The sequence below is a fragment of the Allomuricauda sp. R78024 genome (genome assembly GCF_044596045.1).
Taxonomy (GTDB): domain Bacteria; phylum Bacteroidota; class Bacteroidia; order Flavobacteriales; family Flavobacteriaceae; genus Flagellimonas.
The window spans coordinates 1,602,564-1,620,931 of record NZ_CP138995.1 but is presented as its reverse complement, the minus strand read 5'-3'; the positions used below and the strand labels follow the sequence as shown (position 1 = coordinate 1,620,931).

Genomic DNA, 18,368 nt, shown 5'->3' with positions numbered 1-18,368 from the left:
ATTTTCAGTATTAAGGTTCTGTAACCGTTCATAACTAAAAACCATTCTCCTATTTGGTGGCTTTTTACTTTATCCATAAATTCAATGATTAATTGATTTTAAGGATTTGTACACCATCATTGACATAGAAACTACCGGTAACGGGATCAAAGGAAACAAGATTACCGAAATCGCTGTTTTTAAATACGATGGTGAGCAAATAATTGACGAGTTTACCTCTCTAGTGAACCCACAATGCCCCATTCCACATTTTATAACCGGTCTTACTGGAATTGACAATCAACTTGTTCAACACGCACCAACTTTTCCTGAAATTGCTGATAAAGTGCTAGAGGTTACCAAAGACAGCATTTTTGTGGCTCATGCCGTGAACTTTGATTATGGTGTTATCAAAGAAGAATTTAGACAGATAGGTGTTGATTTTACCAGAAAAAAACTATGTACCGTTCGTTTGTCCCGTAAACTTATTCCAGGGTTACAATCCTATAGTTTAGGCAAACTGTGTTCAGCCATCAACATTCCATTAAAAGACAGACACCGCGCTAGAGGAGATGCCCATGCCACGGTATTATTGTTCCAAAAATTGCTTAAAACACCAGATTCAGAATCAGTATTTCAAAAATTTCTGAATGCCAGAAGTCAAGAAGCCACATTGCCCCCTCACCTATCCAAATCTGTTTTTAACAAAATTCCCCAGAAACCTGGTATTTACTATTTTAAAAATCAGAAAGGTGAAATTATCTATGTAGGCAAAGCCATCAACCTAAAAAAAAGGGTGTTGGGTCACTTTTATGACAAGAGCACAAAAGAAACCCAAATGTGCAGCGAAACCGCGGATATAGATTTTAAGCTTTCTGGTAGTGAACTTGTGGCCTTACTGATGGAATCTGCCGAAATAAAAAAACACTTTCCGCCATTTAACAGAGCCCAAAAACGAATTGTAAAACAGTACGCCATATTTGCTTATGAAGACAGAAAAGGGATTGTTCACCTAGCCTTTAATGGTATAAAAGGAGTTCCAAATCCGCTTAAAGTATTCTACAATCAAACGGATTGCAGAGCCTATTTACATGAAATATGCAAAGTATTTGCACTCTGTCCAAAATATTGCCATTTACAACAGACCAATGCAGCATGCTCCCATCATGAACTAACTTCTTGTGATGGGGTATGCCGGGGAGACGAACCTATACCCTTGTACAATAAAAAGGTTGAAGCTGCTGTTGCAGGCATGAAAGCTTCACAGTCCGAAGTTAGAATTATTAAGGAAAAAGGTAGAAATGAGGATGAAAATGCTGTAGTTCTTATTACCGAAGGTATGTACAGAGGATACGGGTTTATTGATCAGCAATTGGAAGTTTCTTCGCTAACTGATATAGAAGCCTTTATAATCCCACAGAAAAATACGCTGGAAGCACAACGAATCGTAGAATCTTTATTACCAAAACTGGAATCGTTTGTGTTGTAAAATGCAGAAAGTAGCTAACAAACTCACTTATTAATCCGGCGATACATCTTAACCATAAAAACTATCCAAGCAATAAAGACCAGGGCAACTAACAAAACATAAGGAAGTATAATATCCATAACACAAGTGATTGGTTTGTATTAATAAGGCCCCTATACCGGAATCCGTAACATTCGAATTCTTAGTGTTTCCCTTGGAAAAGTACAATCTAAAAAGTGGACTAAATAACCATCATCACTTTAAGAGACAACTCTAAGTTAGTAAGAAATAAGTTACGTTTTAATAAGAAATTGTGATTTTTTTAACTTTTAGGTCATCAGACTTTGAAGATAGCCTTAAAAACGGCTGCAGAATCAGCAAGATATTGAAAGCCAGTATGTAGTTCTCTTTGTGCCACTGCGTAGGGATAAAAGGTTATTGGTTCTATACAAACCATGTTTCTAACTTCTGTCCAACACATAAAATGTTCAAAACCTTCCGTCTCAATGGTAATCACCTTTTTGTCCTTTAGTGTAATGGAGTTGCAACTTTCAACTTGTAAGGCCCTACCTCCCACAGCCAGTACCTCATCCAAGGTAATCTCCTTTTGGTCAGCAAGGATTTTCGGGTTATCTGCATGCAGTTTAAATGCAGGATGATATCCCAGCATAAATGGCATATCTCGTTCTCCAGAAACCGAAAAGGTTACTTCAAGTGTATTCTCCTTTAACTCAAAAGATTTTTCAAAAGCGAAAGTATATGGCCAAACCAACCACTCTTTATTCGATTTTTCAGGAAATTTAGAATTTTTGACCCTTGTTCCAGCCGTATATTTTTTTTTGAAAGTAGTTGTTGTTTCTGTTTGGGAAATTACATCATATTCCAATTCACGAAGTAGTCCGTGTTGATCTTGAATTGCTCCACTTCCTCTTGGCACTTGTATTCTAAAGTCGGTTTCGTTCAATGGTCCAATAATAGGAAACATCTCTGTATCTGCACTTCTCCACCCAGGACTCCCTTTTTGGTGGATAAACTCATGACCCTCAGATATAAAACTTGTTAGTTCACCTTTATCAATCCCAACCGTGCAATTTCCTTTTTTGAGCAGCACCATTATTTGGTATTAATAAGTCTGTATATCAAGATTGCCGTACGTTTGGTCAACGCTTCTATGGTATTGAGGTTTACTGTTTCTTCCGGAGTATGTGCGTTGGAACCCATAGTGCCAAGCCCATCTAAACAATCTACATATTCAGCAATGAAAGATACATCTGCAGCGCCTCTTTTACCGGGGTCATATGCCAAAACCTCTCCTTGGTCTAGGTCCAGACTTACCTCATTCAATATGTTCAATAATGCGGTATTTCCCTCTGTGGGCTTCATTGCAGGGTAACTATCTGTAAACGTAACTTTTGCTGAGGTTTTGGGTAGGTTATTGGACACTATCTCCCTCATCTTTACTCTAGCTCTTTCCTTTTGTTCTTCTGATATAAACCTCAACCCTCCTCTAACCATGGCTTTTTGAGCAACCACATTACTTTTTCCAAAGACATCTCCTTTGCTGGTGGAACTGTCATAGTTTACAAAAGTACCTCCTAACAAAGTGCCAGGGTTAAAAGTCAATAAATCTTCTCCTTTTACATCTGTATAAAATTGATGCAGGATACGTGACATTTCAAATATGGCCCCTGCACCGGTCCGTTCACTGAATATTCCTGAAGAATGAGCTCGTTTACCTTCAACCTCAACAGCCCATCCAGAAGACCCCCTTCTTGCCACGGTTGCATAGTTAAAACCTGTGGATGTTTCAAAACCAAGGGCAATGTCACTTCTTTTAGCAGCATCCAACAAATCTTTCCTGCTAATGGTCAAAGGTTTTCCCGTGCTTTCCTCATCTCCAGTAAAAGCAACAATAATCTGTGCATTTTTTAATAACCCGTTATCATGCAATGCTTTTAAAGCGTAGAGTACAATAACATCCCCGCCTTTCATGTCATTTCCGCCTGGAGCATGGGCAATACTGTCATTCACCATCTTAAATTTCTGAAAAGGACTGTCTTCTTCAAAAACGGTATCCAAATGACCAACAAGCAATAGTTTTTTTCCCTTATTGCCAGAAGTCTCCGCAAACAAATGTCCAGAGCGGTTCATCTCATCTGGCATTTCAATCCATTTGGTTTCAAAATTAATTCCTTCAAAGGCATCTTTAAAAACCATGCCTACCTCTTTTACTCCCTTGGAATTTAGCGTCCCACTATTTATGTTGACCACTTTTTCCAAAAAGGTAATGGCGTCAGCATTGTTCTTTTCAATAGAAGTTAAAATCTTCTTTTCTGTTCTGGAAAGCTCTTGGGCAGAGATAGAAGCTGATAGTAAAAGGCTGAAAATGATAAGGAAATTCTTATTGCACATATTGGTTGATTTTGATTCTAATTTAAAGAAGATTTAGTCTATATATCCTTTCTCCCGCATCCAATCGTCATTGAACATTTTACCCACATAACGGCTACCGTGATCATGGAATAAAACCACAACCACATCATCTTTGGAAAAATGTTCTTTCAGCTGCAACAGCCCCTTTATTGCGGCTCCTGCTGAATTCCCCAAAAACATACCTTCTTCCTTAGCCAAACGTTGCGTATAAACTGCGGCATCTTTATCAGTTACTTTGGTAAAACCATCAATAACATCAAAATCAACGTTCTTAGGTAAAATATCCTCTCCTATTCCCTCAGTAACATAAGGGTAAATCTCGTTTTCATCAAAAATACCAGTCTCATGATATTTTTTGAATACGGAACCATAGGTATCAATACCCCAAACTTTGATATTGGGGTTCTGTTCTTTAAGATATTTACCAACACCTGAAACGGTACCTCCCGTGCCAACTCCCACAACAAAATGGGTTACTTTCCCTGCCGTTTGATTCCATATTTCAGGTCCCGTACTTTGGTAATGTGCCTTGGCGTTACTTGGATTATCGTATTGGTTTACATACCAAGAGTTTGGAATTTCTGTGGATAAACGCCTAGCAGTGGAATAATAGCTTCTAGGGTCATCTGGCGCTACATCTGTTGGGCAAACATGAACTTCACTCCCAACGGCCTTTAGAATATCTACCTTCTCTTTTGACTGCTTATCGCTGATAACACAAATCATTTTATACCCTTTGACCACTGCTGCCAAAGCCAATCCCATACCTGTGTTTCCTGAAGTTCCCTCGATAATTGTACCCCCCGGTTTTAAAATACCAGAAGCTTCTGCATCTTCAACCATTTGAAGTGCCATTCTATCTTTAACGGAATTTCCTGGATTAAAAGTTTCGTACTTGGCCAATACCATGCAAGGAAGGTCGGCGGTCAATTTATTGAGTTTCACCAATGGGGTATTACCAATGGTTTCAAGAATGTTATTTGCATATTCCATAATGGTGGCAAAGATAGTTTTTTGAGTTGGGTGACCATATCAACAAAGCCTAAAAAAGACTACTAAATTTAGTGTCTTCTACTCAAATTTAATTGCCTTGACCGGAGTTATTTTGGTTATAATATAAGAGGGCACTAAAAGCATAACCAAGCAGAGTAACATTACTCCAAGGTTTAACAATAAAATCGTAGAAACATCAATATATACTGGAATATACTCGATATAATATTCTTCAGGATTGGGAAATTTAAACAATCGGAATTTATCTTGAAGATAGAGCAATGCCAAACCGATACCGTTGCCCCATAACAACCCTATTGCTATTAAATAAGTGGCATTGTACAAAAACACCTTGCGGATGCTCCAATTCTCAGAACCTAAAGCTTTTAAGACTCCTATCATTTGGGTTCGCTCCAAAATGAGCACTAATAGGGCGGTAATCATGTTTATTCCCCCCACTATGATCATTATCCCAATAATAAGCGCGATATTAAAATCGAACAGGCTGATCCATTCAAAGATTCTGAAGTACTTGGTTTTAATATTCTGCGTATCTAAATTGGAGAGTGTTTTTCCATAGATTTCATTGCTCTTCTCCTCAAGTTGGTCAAAATCTTCCAGAAATACTTCAAAATTCCCTATTTCGTTGGATGTCCATTTGTTCATTCGTTGTATATGGCGAATGTCTACAAAGACATAAGTGGCATCAAACTCCTCAAAGCCGCTATCGTAAATCCCTGTGATTTTGAACTTTCTGTTATTGGGAACTTTGGATGCATCTCCATCTTTTAAGAAAAAAGAGAAAAAGGAATCATCAACTTTTAATTGTAAGCGATTCGCCATCATCCTTGAAATCAACACCTCATCATTCAATTTTCCAGTATAATCTGGTAATCTCCCATCAACAATGTATTCTTCAAAAACAGTCCAATTATAATCTTGACCCACTCCTTTGGCCAACATACCTTCAAAGGTATCTTCTGTTCTTATAATTCCACCTTTGGTGGCTACAGCTTGAACATGTGAGACGCCTTCAACATCTTTGAATTTTGGGTAAAAATCCTGCTCTAAAGGAACTGGGTCTACGGAAACTTCAGAAGTATTGTTATCGTAATTTGAAATTTGAATATGGCCGTTAAAAGCAGCAACTTTTTCTCTAATCTTGTGTTTTAAGCCCACCCCGGTAGCAATGGCAATAAGCATCATTACAATACCAATTGCAATAGCTGCAATGGCAATTTTTATTATAGGGGCGGAAATGCTAATTTTATGCTCCTTCCCTGTAATCAGGCGCTTGGCTATAAACAATTCTAAATTCAACGAATGTCCATTTTATCTATTTCCAAAAGTACAGTTTTATTGTTGGTTTTGCTGCTTTCTTCATGTAGGGGACAGGAAAAAGAAAGTAAGCTCACGGCCGTAAACGCAGAAACTGATTCGCTGCCAAAAATTAGTGTTGCTGCCAATAGAACAGAAGAATACCTGCAATTGCTCGAAGGCAAAACCATAGGAGTTGTTGCCAATCAAACCAGTGTTATTTTCAAAGAAAATGGACATACGCATTTAGTGGATTCCTTGCTCTCTTTAGATGTCAATATTAAAAAAGTATTTGCACCTGAGCATGGGTTTCGCGGAAAGGCTGATGCAGGAGAATTGGTTAAAGATGGTGTCGACACTAAAACAGGACTTCCCATTACATCTTTATATGGAAAAAATAGGAAACCTTCCAAAGAACAATTAGAAGGACTCGATCTTGTGGTTTTTGATATTCAGGATGTAGGAGTCAGATTCTATACCTACATTGCCACATTACAATTAGTCATGGAAGCTTGTGCTGAAAACAACATTCCCGTAATTGTTTTGGACAGACCAAATCCCAATGGGCACTACGTGGATGGCCCCACCATGAAAAAGGAACATACCAGCTTTTTGGGCATGACAACAATTCCTTTAGTATATGGGATGACAATTGGAGAGTACGCACAAATGATAAATGAAGAACAGTGGTTAGAAAATGGAAAGAAAGCCGATTTGACCGTAATTCAACTTAAAAATTACAGTCATAACTCTGAATACCATCTTCCAATACGGCCTTCACCTAACATCCCGAACGATGTTTCCATTAACCTTTACCCAAGTTTGGGGCTTTTTGAAGGCACTAATGTTAACGCCGGACGCGGAACTGAATTTCAATTTCAACGGTACGGAGCATCTTTTTTGGATAGTACCCAATATGATTTTAGCTATATGCCCAAACCTAATTTTGGTTCTAAACATCCAAAAGAAGAAGACAAAATGTGTTTTGGCCAAGACCTCTCCAAAACACCACAAATGGACTCAGTTTCTTTGTTATGGCTTGTTGACGCTTACAAAAACACTTTGGACAAATCCAAGTTCTTTATCACCAAATCCTTTACCAAACATGTGGGAACACCAGAATTACAAAAACAAATTGAAGAGGGACTAACAGAATCAGAAATAAAGGCAACTTGGAAGCAGGACTTGGATGCTTTCAAAAAAATAAGAGCTAAGTATTTAATCTACGATTAATCTAACCGGCATCCATAAACCTTTAAATTGTATCGTAATACAGGGCAGTTTTAAGCCAAAGTGTGGTTTTAAATCTTCTACTGAAAAAACCGAAGTGACCTATTTTTTGAGCACCAATATCTTTGGGTCTTACAAGTTCAATTCTTTTATCAGCAGAAATAAATACATCGTGTATTCTTTTTAATGCTTTTTCTGTTCCAATGGGATCATCCTCAATTGCTAGGGTCAAAAGTTTACCGCAAAACTCATGATAGTATACTTTTTGACCACTTTTGTTCAACTGCTCGGTCATGTTATGAATTTTTCTTCTCCCATGCCATTGTTTTATCACCCCCTTAGGAACATCTTCTAAAAGACCAAGCCGCTTTTCAGGAAAATACCCAAAAACCCTTGTAACAGAAGGGAAAACTACATGCCATAAAAAATAAAGTTGCTGCTTTTTTACATCCCAATCTTTATAGTAGGCTGTCTGGGCACCAATATTAACTATTCCATTAATCAATGAACAATCTTCGGACATTCCTATTATGGTTCCTCCAATACTATGGCCTAAAACCAAAATTGAATGATTTAGATAGTTTTGTTTTACATATTGTAATACGTCCGTGAAATCCTTTTGTCCCCAAACTGAAAAAGAAGCTTGGAAACCTCTCAGTTTCTTTGGCCTCGAAGCTGCAATACCACGGTAGTCATAGGTAATCACATCAAAACCATAATCTGACATGTATAATGCATAATTCTTATACAAGTCTTTGCTTACAGCCGTAGCTGAGTTAATGACAAGTACTTTCTCTTTATTTAAAGAAGGTTTAGCGGAGTAAATAGTTCCTTTGATTACAAACCCATCTTTACAAGGAATATCAATCTCTTTGCACATCATACGTAAAGATTCCTAAAAAGGTTACTTAGGCTCTGTGGTAGTAGGCCTCCTATATTTATGAAAAGGTTGTTTGAGCAAGCCTATAATACTACTGTTTTCTTTTTCATCCGGAAAAGTATCCACGCCATAAACGATGGAATCAACATCCATTTTCATGAAGGTTCCAAAAAGTCTATCCCAAATAGAGAAAATATTGCCATAGTTAGAATCGGTATAGGGTAATCTATAGTGATGATGCACTTTATGCATATCTGGACTCACAATAAGCCAACTTATCGCATTGTCAACTTTTTTGGGCAGTCGGATGTTGGCATGATTAAATTGTGAAAGGACAACGGACAAACTTTGATACAACATAATAATACCAATTGGCGCTCCAACAACGAAAATACCGATCAACGTAAAAATATAGCGAATCAAGCTTTCCAATGGATGATGTCTGTTAGCTGTAGTTGTATCAACATTATGGTCTGAGTGATGCACCAAATGAACCATCCAAAGAGGCTTTACTTTATGTTCTACCAAATGCGCAGTATAGGCACCAATTAAATCTAGAAACATAACTCCAAGAACAACATAAAGCCACAGAGGCATTTCTGGCAACCAGTTAATAATTCCAAATTGATTTTCCACCGCCCAATCCGATGTTTTCAATAATAAAAAAGCCAGGGGAAAGTTGATAATAATGGTAGTGAGGGTAAAGAAAAAATTTGGAACAGAATGACGCCATTTCTTATAACTAACACTAAAAAGTGGCACTATTCCTTCTAAAATCCAGAAGAATGTAATTCCTCCAACAAGAATAAGGCTTCTGTGCAGTGCTGGAATATTTTCAAAATATGTTATTATCTGATCCATTAAAATAAGTAACAAGGATTGATTCCGGTCTAAAATAAGTAATATTTGAAAAAGATTCCTTTTTTACTCTTTACCTATTTTCTCAATTGTATAAATCCCAGTTAAATCATAATACTTTAAACGCCAACAGAAAATTCAGATTATCAGTCCTTGAAATGGTTGGAAAATCAGAAAATCTAGGATTAAAACCATAACGAATCTCCCCGCTAACAAACTTGTACCTCAGACCCGCACCAAGTAAAAATGTTATTCTATTGGTTACTATATCCCCGTTTAAAGGTTCACGTTCTATTCTGTTCTCAGTCCCAAAAAAAACGGAATTTGCATACTCTGTACTTTTATCAGAAACCTGAACTGCTTCATTAACACCGGCATTCACAAAAACACGAGCACCATTTAAATCATTTCCAAAATTATACCTCACTAATCCGTTTATCTCCAGATAACTAACATCCACATCAAGAAAGTAATCAATGTACTGTTCTGGTAATCTTTGATCCCGGTAAAATGCCTCAAACTTATAGTTTTGCAAAAGGAATTCTGCATAAAATTGCAGCTTTTTTGTTCTTTGCAATATGTCAAAATCAAAACCAATTCCATATGCTGGTGCTCCATTGCTTTCATTTTCAATTTGGTAATTGCCATAAAAACCACCATTATCAATTCCATAAGAAGTTAACTTATAGCCCCCGATAGCATATAAAGAGAATTGGATTGGATGTTTTTTTTCAATAAAACTACTTTCGCCTGACTGACATTTATTGTAAGCAATTATGGTACGCTTTAAATTTGTTTTATTAAACTGAACATTTTCATTTTTAGACAGTTTCTGACAATCGGAGAGTAAAATGTTCAACTGACCAACATATTTATTAAATGGAGACCTAGTAGATCGTATCAACCGTATGAGTTCGATAATTTCCCCTCCTTTCTCTACAAAATAATGCGTTCTATTGTCCTTATACGTGTACAAATTTGCATTTCCTTGAACTATTACCTTTAAAAAAACTTGTTTACGGACAGATTTCAACTCTTTAAAATCTGATAGATTCTGAATGTCTTGTTTTGTGATATTAAGATCTACAGTTTTTGAGAGATATCTATCACCCTCTATATCAAACCCCAAAATCTGAGATGGTTTGTAAATCGCAGTTTCTTTGTCAGACTTTATCTCAATTTCAGCTGGTGTCTTTACCCATCCACTGTATTTGACAATGCCTTTTAATGACGTTCCATCAACCAATTTGACTTCAATAGCTTGAGCATTCAAAACTGGTAAATAAAGAAAAAACGTGCAGATCAAAAAGGTAATATAACTTTTCATAATAGGAGGTTTATGATTTTTTTATGAGTTTGCAAGTATACAGATTTTTCAATTCTCAAAATAGTTATGGGCTATTTACCTAGTTTCTTTTTCATTTCCTCAACAATATTAAAAGCAGCAGGACACACAGCCACGTTTTTTAATGTGAGATTACCGATCTGGTGAAATTTTTTTCGGTCCGTATGAGGGAATTCTCTGCATGCTTTTGGTCTAACACCATAAATGGAGCAATAGTTATCCGCTCCAAGAAAAGCACAGGGCACTTCTTTTAATACATAATCATTTTCCTCATCTATTCTTAAATATTGATCAATAAACTTTGAAGGTTTTATTCTAAAGTGCTTTGCAATTCTCTCAACATCTGCGTTGGTAAAAAGAGGACCTGTTGTTTTGCAGCAATTAGCACAAGTAAGGCAATCCGTTTTTTCAAACTCAGCTTCATGCAATTCACTCATTACGTAATCCAAATTCTTTGGCGGGCGTTTTTTCAGCTTGATAAAAACCCTTTTGTTTTCTTCATGTTTTTCTTTTGCTTTTTTTGGTAATTGTTCCAACGCTTCTTTCATCATAGACAAACATAAAAAAGAGATTCCAATTAAACCTTTATCTACTAATAAAGTCCCATTTTTGCATCATTTAGTTTGAATTATGGTGGATATTCTTGGAAAAGCTTTGCTCGATTATCAGTCTGGCAATTACACAGAAGATATTAAAACCTATTCCTCACTTGATGAGGAAGATAGTGTTCCGCTGCCCTATTTATTTCGAGATTTTGATGAAATGCCTTTTTTAGAGAAAAAAGCTCTAGAACTGACAGAAGGCAAGGTACTTGATATTGGTTGCGGAGCTGGGAACCACACCTTATACTTGCAAAAAAAAGAATTTGAAGTTACTGCTTTGGATGCTTCAAAAGGCGCAATTGAAGTTTGCAAAAAAAGAGGGGTTAAATCTTCAGTTCACAGTTCTTTTCTTGACTATAATAGTTCAAAATTCGATACACTTTTATTACTTATGAATGGCATAGGTCTAGCTGGAAAGTTGGGTCATTTGCACGCTTTTCTAAATCATTTAAAATCGCTTTTATTACCAAACGGCCAGATTTTATTGGATTCCAGTAATATCATTTATATGTTTGAACAAGATGAAGACGGTGGATTTTGGGTACCAAACAATGACAACTATTATGGTGAAGTAACCTTTGTCATGGAGTACAAGAGACAAAAAAGTCAGGCTTTTGATTGGCTTTACATTGATTTTACAACTTTACAAAATGCTTGTATAGCCCTTGATTTTGATTGTGAACTTGTAAGTGAGGGAGAACATTACGACTATTTGGCAAAACTTTCTTTAAAATCATAATAGAATGCCTGCCTTATCGTTTTTAATACATATCAATATAACATGAAAAAGAAAATCTTTATCGCATTCATATTTGTTTTTGGATTTATCATTGCCTGTTCTAATGATTCTGATGATTCCCCAACTACTCAAAGTGTTAACAAAACTCCAAACCTGCAGGCTACCGGTTCTTCTGCAAACGATATTTTATCCAATGATAATTTTGACAGGCTTTTGATTGAAATAGCCTACGTTGAAGGTTTTCAACCAACAGGACAGACAGTTTCTAATTTTGAAGACTATCTGAAAGAACGAACTTTTAAGCAGAATATAGAATTCTCTTTTAAAAGTCTTTCATCACCAGATGAAGAAACACTAGTCCTGGACGAAATTGCCGAATTGGAAAGTGAGAATAGAACTGCTTACAACAGTGGAACCACACTTGCTATTTATATTTATTTTGCTGATGCCCCTTCTGATGGAGATGATGAGGAAGAAGGTTTGGTCACATTAGGAGCTGTTTACAGAAATACCTCCATGGTGATATACGAATCCACTATAAGGGATTTAGCAAGCAGAAGTTCAACCATAACCGTAACCGATGTAGAAACAGCCACATTGAACCACGAATTCGGGCATTTGTTTGGACTTGTTAACTTAGGCACAGTTCCCGTAAATGACCACGAAGACCCTGATGCGGAAAACCATTGTGACGTACCGGGTTGTCTTATGCGGGCTGAATTACAGTTTGGCGCTCAAATGATGAAAATAATGGAAAGCAATGCTTCAAAAGGATCTGCAGCTGTTCCTGTTCTTGATGCCGAATGTATTTTAGATTTACAAAGTAACGGCGGACGCTAACAGAGCAACCTAGGGAATATTTAAATATTTATGTGTCTGTAAAGATACTTTCCACTTTGGGTTTTGCATTACGTAATCCACGATTATAGGAACCATCTTTTCACGGACACTCCATTCTGGTTGTAGATAGAGAATGCAGTTTTCGTTTACTTTGGCCGCTTGTTCTTCAGCAAAAATTAAATCATGTTTATTGTAGACAATGATTTTAAGTTCATCAGCAAAATTATATATTTCCTCAACCGGAAGTTTGTTTTTCTTTGGGGAAAGACAAATCCAATCCCAAGTTCCCGTAAAAGGGTAAGCACCGGAAGTTTCAATATGTGTTTGAAGGTTTTTAGCCTTTAATGCAGCAGTCAAAGGACCCATATCCCATGTAAGTGGCTCACCACCAGTAATTACTATTGTATCAGAATATATTGCTGCATTGTCAACAATACTCCCAATTGAAGTAGGCGGATGCGTCTCGGCATTCCAGCTTTCTTTAACATCACACCAATGACACCCAACATCACAACCTCCTATACGAATAAAATAAGCTGCGGTTCCTTTATGATAACCTTCCCCCTGAATGGTATAAAATTCTTCCATTAAGGGGAGCATATGACCCTTGTTCACCAAATCCATTACCTCTGCTGTAACCATTTTGCAAAGATAGGATTTAGTTCATCTTAGACCTAGGTTTAAAAGCTATCTAATCGCCATCACTTCAATCTCAATTTTGGCTCCGGCAGCAAGATCTTTAGCTGCAAAAGTAGTTCTGGCTGGTTTGTTAGTGAAATACTGGGTATATATTTCATTAAAAGCTTTGAAGTCATTAATATCACTAAGAATCACAGTACACTTCACCACATTGTCCAGTGACAATCCATGATGTTTTAAAACTCCCTGAATATTCTTGATAGTCTGCTCTGTTTCGCCTTGAATACCTCCATCGGCCAATTTTCCAACAGAGCGGTCCATGCCTATCTGTCCGGCTAAAAAGAAAAGGTTTCCTGCCTGAACGGCTTCACTGAATGGGGCTTTTGCTCGCTCTGGATTTGCTGGCTTGTGAAAAATGATTTCTGTTTTTTCTTGTGAATATGTGTTGGTCAATACCCCCATCATCAAAACGGAAAGAAAAATGCGAAGAGTGGCTTTCATAAGTGTGTTTTTAGAATTGCCCAAAATTACCCTATTTTTATCGGAAATTGAATTCCATGAGCAGCAAAGAAAAATTCTTTGAACATATTGAAAAAGGCTATACCACCAAAGGTGATTTCATTACAATGGGAGCCGGAATGTTCAATGGAGAAACGGTAACCAACGCTTTTGTCAAGATTCCTCTAAAGACACTTAACAGACATGGATTAATTGCTGGTGCCACGGGTACGGGAAAAACAAAAACACTACAAGTTATTGCGGAAAACCTCTCTAATAAAGGTATTCCTGTTCTGCTTATGGATTTAAAAGGTGATTTAAGTGGGATTGCACAACCAAGTCCCGGTCATCCTAAAATAGATGAACGCCATGAAAAAATTGGGCTGCCGTTTGAAGCCAATGGATTTCCAGTAGAGATTTTATCCCTTTCAGACCAAGATGGTGTTCGTTTAAGGGCCACTGTTTCTGAATTTGGCCCCGTTTTGCTTTCCAGAATTCTTGATTTAACCGTTACTCAAGAAGGAATTGTCGCTGTAGTCTTTAAGTATTGCGATGACAATAAGCTTCCATTATTGGATTTAAAAGATTTTAAGAAAGTATTGCAGTACGCCACAGGAGAAGGAAAAAAGGAGTTCCAAGAATCCTATGGGCGTATTTCTACAAGTTCCACAGGAACTATTCTAAGAAAGATTATTGAGCTGGAACAACAAGGAGCTGACCTGTTCTTTGGTGAAAAATCATTTGAAGTTGATGATTTGGTTCGTATTGATGAAAATGGAAGAGGTTACATCAATATTATTAGACTTACGGATATTCAGGATAGACCAAAGCTCTTTTCTACATTTATGTTGAGCCTTTTAGCTGAAATCTACGCTACTTTTCCAGAACAAGGGGATAGCGATAGACCAGAGTTGATTCTTTTTATCGATGAAGCCCACCTTATTTTTAAAGAAGCTTCAAAAGCCTTATTGGACCAGATTGAGAGCATTGTAAAATTGATTCGCTCTAAAGGCATTGGACTCTATTTTGTAACCCAAAACCCTACTGATGTTCCAGATGATGTGTTAGCGCAGTTGGGGTTAAAAGTACAGCACGCCCTAAGGGCATTTACCGCAAAAGATAGGAAGGCCATAAAGCTTACCGCCGAAAACTACCCAGACTCTGAGTTTTATGATACTAAAGAAGTACTGACATCATTAGGAATTGGAGAGGCCCTTATTTCCGCATTAGATGAAAAAGGAAGACCTACTCCATTGGCAGCAACTTTGCTTCGTGCTCCTATGAGTCGTATGGATGTTTTGACCAAGGCCGAACTTAAAGAAACTTTGGGCAAATCCAAATTGATTAAAAAATATAATGACGACGTTGATAGAGAGAGCGCTTATGAATTGCTGAATGAAAAAATAGAAAAAGCTCAAAAAGAAGCTGAAAAGGAAGAGAAACAAAAAACTACATCACGAAGAAAAACATCCACTAGAAGAAGCACTAGAATGAACCCAGTAGTAAAAGTTTTGACAAGTGCTACGTTTATTCGTGGAGTACTTGGGGTTTTGAAAAAAGTTATCCGATAATTTTTATGAAAAGAATATTTATAGTTTTTGCACTTGGATGCTGTCTTGCATTCATTCAGTGTGGTAAAAATGACACCACATTTTTAATAACCGAAAACTCCGTGGGATCTCTTCTAAAAACATCTACAATAGGTACTTTGGAAACCATTTTTGTTCAAGATTCCATTGTAAAGGACACTTCTAGATTTAAGGTTGGAACAAAGACTGAAAAAATCAAGGTTTTTGAAAAAGGGGGCAAACATCTTTTAACGCTTACTTCAAATTCTGAAAGTGTTCCCACTATTGGAAACATTAGAATATTTGATTCGCGCTATACTACAGCCAAGGGGATTGGCTTAAACAGTACATTCAAAGAGATTCAAAATAAGTATACAATCAAAAAAACAGTGACAACTCTTAACAGTGTTGTTGTATTTCCTAAAGGAAGTAATCTATATTTTACAATTGATAAAGAGGAATTGCCTTCTAACCTTCGCTATACTACTTCCAATATTGAAACTGTTCAAATACCGGACAATGCCAAAATAAAATATTTGATGTTGGGGTGGGATTAGCCTTTGTTAATTAAATCCTAAAGGACGTAGCTACTTATTTTCGTTTGGGTAATTTGAAAGTTAAATCCAACCAAATGAAAACAATACACTTTCTTACTATCTTCCTAGCTCCCATTATTTTACTGGCTCAATACGATTTTGAACCTTCTGCAGAACACCCATTTGGGTTACCAAATCCAAAGGCGCCAAAAGAACTATTGGATTTTGCACCGTTGATAGGGGAATGCAACTGCAAATCTGAAACCAGAAACCCTGATCAGACTTGGGCGGAGCCTGTTGACATGATTTGGCGATTTAAATACATTATGAATGGCATGGCCATTCAAGATGAAACCCTGAAAGAAGATGAAACCTATTCTGGTAGTATTCGTCAATTTAGTCAAGATAGCACGCGATGGTATGTCCATTATTACACCACTCGAACTGTTTCTACAACATTAAGAGCATGGGAAGGAAATAAAAATGAAGAAGGTAAAATTGTATTGTATAGTGAACAAAAAGCACCAAACGGTACGGATGGTTTTTATAGACTATCATTTTACGACATTGATGATAAAGGTTTTAAATGGGTTGGAGAATGGGTAGATAAAACTGAATCTGTAGTTTTTCCAACGTGGCGAATCGATTGTTCAAATGGTAAAATATCTAATACCGATGACAGTGAAAAAAATAAAGTAGTTGCCGCTTCCAGAGGTTTCTCAACTGCTTTTATCGCCCAAGATTTTGATGCAATGGCAAACAGTTACACTCAGGATGCCAAACTCATTCCGTTAGGAGTTCCAATAGTAGAAGGAAGAGAGGCCATTAAAGCACGTTGGCTGTTAGGAAAGGACACTAAGATCCTATCTCATGGTATGGATACATCAGAAATAAAAATTATAGGGGACTATGCCTATGATTATGGGTACTACCATGGTACTAGTAAAAAAGGAGAAGAACCTGAGACTAGTTGGAAAGGAAAATATGTGGTTGTCTGGAAAAAAGAGGAAGGCGCTTGGAAAATGTATATTGATATATGGAATAGGCTTATAGATTAAAATAAGCCATATTTCTCTCTATTTGCAAGTACTTTTGGGCTATTGGTCTGCATCCATTCCGTTAGTTCCAGTAATTTTTCAACATAAGTTTTTCCAAAATCAGTGAGACTATATTCCACTCTAATGGGCACTTCTGGAAATGCCTTTCTAGAAATATAGCCGTCAGCTTCCAGTACCTTTAGACGTTGGCTTAAAACTTTATTAGATATACCATAGACAAACTTTTTAAGCTTATTAAAGCGTAAAACTGGAAAATAGCCCAACCAAAGAATAATCAATGTACTCCACTGATCTGAAGCAACTGACATTACATCACGAACAGGACAAAGCTCAGGTGGGTTCTTGTAATCAATATGCCCAAACATTTTTTCAATTTTTTTTGCAGTTCTAAGTTGTTGATTTTCAGTAACAGTTTCCATATTTATACTTAGTTTGGAATGGGTGACTTCTTTTTTCTTACAAAAGGATTCTGTATTTTTAGTTTCCTTAAAAGAGTAAGTTACAAAAAGTAACCTGATGAAAAAACTAATTACGAAAATTCTTCCTCTCGCGTATGGTCAATATTTCAACCTGTATGCGTTGTTAGCTCCACAAAAAACCGCTCACAAGGCTTTCAATTTGTTTTGTACCGTTAGAAAAGGAAGAGTTTTGCCTCAGCAGGAGGCATATTTAGATAAAGCCAAGAATGGAGTGGAATCCGCCGCTGGGCATAAACTGCAATCCTATCATTGGCCCGGTAAGAAAGAAACCGTGTTGTTAGTACATGGTTGGGAAAGCAATACCTTCCGCTGGCGCAATCTTATCAATAAACTTAAAGACGCTGATTTTAATATCATAGCTTTTGATGCTCCGTCACATGGGTATTCAACTGGTAAAATTTTATACGTTCCCTTGTATGAGGAAGCTTTGCAGCATATGATTAAAAAGTATGATCCAAAATATCTGATAGGGCACTCCGTGGGGGGCATGACGTTGATGTACAATGAGTATAAGAATCCAAATCCTAAAGTTGAAAAAATAGTTACCATAGGTGCTCCTTCAGAATTTCATGAAATTATGGAGCATTACCAATACTTATTAAAATTTAATAATAGAGTCATGAAAGCTCTCGACAATTATATCTTTAAGCGATTTGGGTTTAACATTCATGATTTTTCTGCATCGAAATTTGCACAATCCAACACAAAAAAAGGATTACTATTTCATGATAAATTAGATGCTATAGCGCCATATCACGCTTCTGAAAATGTAAGCGCAAATTGGAAGGGCAGCACATTGATAAGTACAGAAGGATTAGGGCATTCCATGCACCAAGAAGACGTGAATAACCAAATTATTTCTTTTTTGGAGGCTTAACAGAAAATTACATCCAAAGTTATGCTAAG

At 36.9% G+C, this 18,368-nt stretch carries 19 protein-coding genes; 8 read left to right on the top strand and 11 right to left on the bottom strand.

Annotation, left to right across the window (positions count from 1 at the left end):
* The first annotated feature begins 106 nt into the window (after nt 1–106).
* On the top strand, nt 107–1,468 hold the full coding sequence (locus tag SJY44_RS07280; protein WP_396591851.1) for an exonuclease domain-containing protein: 1,362 nt from the start codon (nt 107–109) through the stop codon (nt 1,466–1,468).
* A 316-nt stretch (nt 1,469–1,784) separates the two neighbouring features.
* On the opposite strand, the gene SJY44_RS07275 is transcribed toward SJY44_RS07280, so the two are convergent.
* The 4 genes from SJY44_RS07275 to SJY44_RS07260 all read right to left on the bottom strand — a co-directional run bounded on the left by SJY44_RS07275 (nt 1,785) and on the right by SJY44_RS07260 (nt 6,193).
* A complete protein-coding gene (locus SJY44_RS07275; protein WP_396591850.1) occupies nt 1,785–2,561 on the bottom strand; it encodes an aldose 1-epimerase in 777 nt (258 codons plus the stop codon).
* Nucleotides 2,561–3,859, bottom strand: a complete 1,299-nt coding sequence (locus tag SJY44_RS07270) for a M20/M25/M40 family metallo-hydrolase (protein WP_396591849.1) — start codon at nt 3,857–3,859, stop codon at nt 2,561–2,563. Before SJY44_RS07270 ends, SJY44_RS07275 begins: the two co-directional genes overlap by 1 nt.
* Nucleotides 3,860–3,892: 33 nt before the next feature.
* On the bottom strand, nt 3,893–4,873 hold the full coding sequence (locus tag SJY44_RS07265; protein ID WP_396591848.1) for a PLP-dependent cysteine synthase family protein: 981 nt from the start codon (nt 4,871–4,873) through the stop codon (nt 3,893–3,895).
* 78 nt (nt 4,874–4,951) lie between these two features.
* Nucleotides 4,952–6,193 (bottom strand): ABC transporter permease, encoded by a 1,242-nt coding sequence (locus SJY44_RS07260; RefSeq protein ID WP_396591847.1) that lies wholly within the window; start codon nt 6,191–6,193, stop codon nt 4,952–4,954.
* 3 nt (nt 6,194–6,196) lie between these two features.
* On the opposite strand from SJY44_RS07260, the gene SJY44_RS07255 reads away from it, so the two are divergent.
* Complete coding sequence (locus SJY44_RS07255; protein ID WP_396591846.1) at nt 6,197–7,423, top strand: exo-beta-N-acetylmuramidase NamZ domain-containing protein; 1,227 nt, start codon at nt 6,197–6,199, stop codon at nt 7,421–7,423.
* Between the two features lie 22 nt (nt 7,424–7,445).
* Here SJY44_RS07255 and SJY44_RS07250 read toward each other — a convergent pair whose 3' ends face one another.
* From SJY44_RS07250 to SJY44_RS07235, 4 genes are all read right to left on the bottom strand, one after another.
* Nucleotides 7,446–8,303: an alpha/beta fold hydrolase gene (locus tag SJY44_RS07250; protein WP_396591845.1), complete on the bottom strand. Its 858-nt coding sequence runs from the start codon at nt 8,301–8,303 to the stop codon at nt 7,446–7,448.
* A 21-nt stretch (nt 8,304–8,324) separates the two neighbouring features.
* Entirely contained in the window at nt 8,325–9,161 is an 837-nt protein-coding gene (locus SJY44_RS07245; protein WP_396591844.1) for a sterol desaturase family protein, read from the bottom strand.
* Between the two features lie 106 nt (nt 9,162–9,267).
* Nucleotides 9,268–10,485 (bottom strand): hypothetical protein, encoded by a 1,218-nt coding sequence (locus SJY44_RS07240; protein WP_396591843.1) that lies wholly within the window; start codon nt 10,483–10,485, stop codon nt 9,268–9,270.
* 71 nt (nt 10,486–10,556) lie between these two features.
* Nucleotides 10,557–11,051: a YkgJ family cysteine cluster protein gene (locus SJY44_RS07235; protein ID WP_396592083.1), complete on the bottom strand. Its 495-nt coding sequence runs from the start codon at nt 11,049–11,051 to the stop codon at nt 10,557–10,559.
* 82 nt (nt 11,052–11,133) lie between these two features.
* Here SJY44_RS07235 and SJY44_RS07230 point away from each other — a divergent pair, with 82 nt between their 5' ends.
* Both SJY44_RS07230 and SJY44_RS07225 read left to right on the top strand, forming a co-directional pair.
* Complete coding sequence (locus SJY44_RS07230; RefSeq protein ID WP_396591842.1) at nt 11,134–11,844, top strand: class I SAM-dependent methyltransferase; 711 nt, start codon at nt 11,134–11,136, stop codon at nt 11,842–11,844.
* A gap of 42 nt (nt 11,845–11,886) precedes the next feature.
* Nucleotides 11,887–12,684, top strand: coding sequence for a hypothetical protein (locus SJY44_RS07225; protein WP_396591841.1), 798 nt, complete (start codon nt 11,887–11,889; stop codon nt 12,682–12,684).
* Between the two features lie 9 nt (nt 12,685–12,693).
* On the opposite strand, the gene SJY44_RS07220 is transcribed toward SJY44_RS07225, so the two are convergent.
* The gene (locus SJY44_RS07220) at nt 12,694–13,326 is read right to left on the bottom strand and encodes a 7-carboxy-7-deazaguanine synthase QueE (protein WP_396591840.1); all 633 of its coding nucleotides are present in this window, start codon (nt 13,324–13,326) and stop codon (nt 12,694–12,696) included.
* A 45-nt stretch (nt 13,327–13,371) separates the two neighbouring features.
* Nucleotides 13,372–13,824, bottom strand: coding sequence for a RidA family protein (locus SJY44_RS07215; RefSeq protein ID WP_396591839.1), 453 nt, complete (start codon nt 13,822–13,824; stop codon nt 13,372–13,374).
* A 56-nt stretch (nt 13,825–13,880) separates the two neighbouring features.
* On the opposite strand from SJY44_RS07215, the gene SJY44_RS07210 reads away from it, so the two are divergent.
* From SJY44_RS07210 to SJY44_RS07200, 3 genes are all read left to right on the top strand, one after another.
* Nucleotides 13,881–15,392, top strand: a complete 1,512-nt coding sequence (locus SJY44_RS07210; protein ID WP_298928806.1) for a helicase HerA-like domain-containing protein — start codon at nt 13,881–13,883, stop codon at nt 15,390–15,392.
* A 5-nt stretch (nt 15,393–15,397) separates the two neighbouring features.
* Nucleotides 15,398–15,946 carry a hypothetical protein gene (locus SJY44_RS07205; RefSeq protein ID WP_298928807.1) on the top strand — a complete coding sequence of 183 codons (549 nt, stop codon included), beginning with the start codon at nt 15,398–15,400 and terminating at the stop codon, nt 15,944–15,946.
* Nucleotides 15,947–16,020: 74 nt separating this feature from the next.
* Entirely contained in the window at nt 16,021–16,983 is a 963-nt protein-coding gene (locus SJY44_RS07200) for a YybH family protein (protein WP_396591838.1), read from the top strand.
* Here the strand turns inward: SJY44_RS07200 and SJY44_RS07195 are convergent.
* Nucleotides 16,980–17,402, bottom strand: a complete 423-nt coding sequence (locus tag SJY44_RS07195; RefSeq protein WP_163423529.1) for a helix-turn-helix domain-containing protein — start codon at nt 17,400–17,402, stop codon at nt 16,980–16,982. The genes SJY44_RS07200 and SJY44_RS07195 overlap by 4 nt on opposite strands.
* A 97-nt stretch (nt 17,403–17,499) precedes the next feature.
* Between SJY44_RS07195 and SJY44_RS07190 the strand changes: the two genes are divergently transcribed.
* Nucleotides 17,500–18,339 (top strand): alpha/beta hydrolase, encoded by an 840-nt coding sequence (locus tag SJY44_RS07190; protein ID WP_396591837.1) that lies wholly within the window; start codon nt 17,500–17,502, stop codon nt 18,337–18,339.
* Nucleotides 18,340–18,368: the final 29 nt, after the last annotated feature.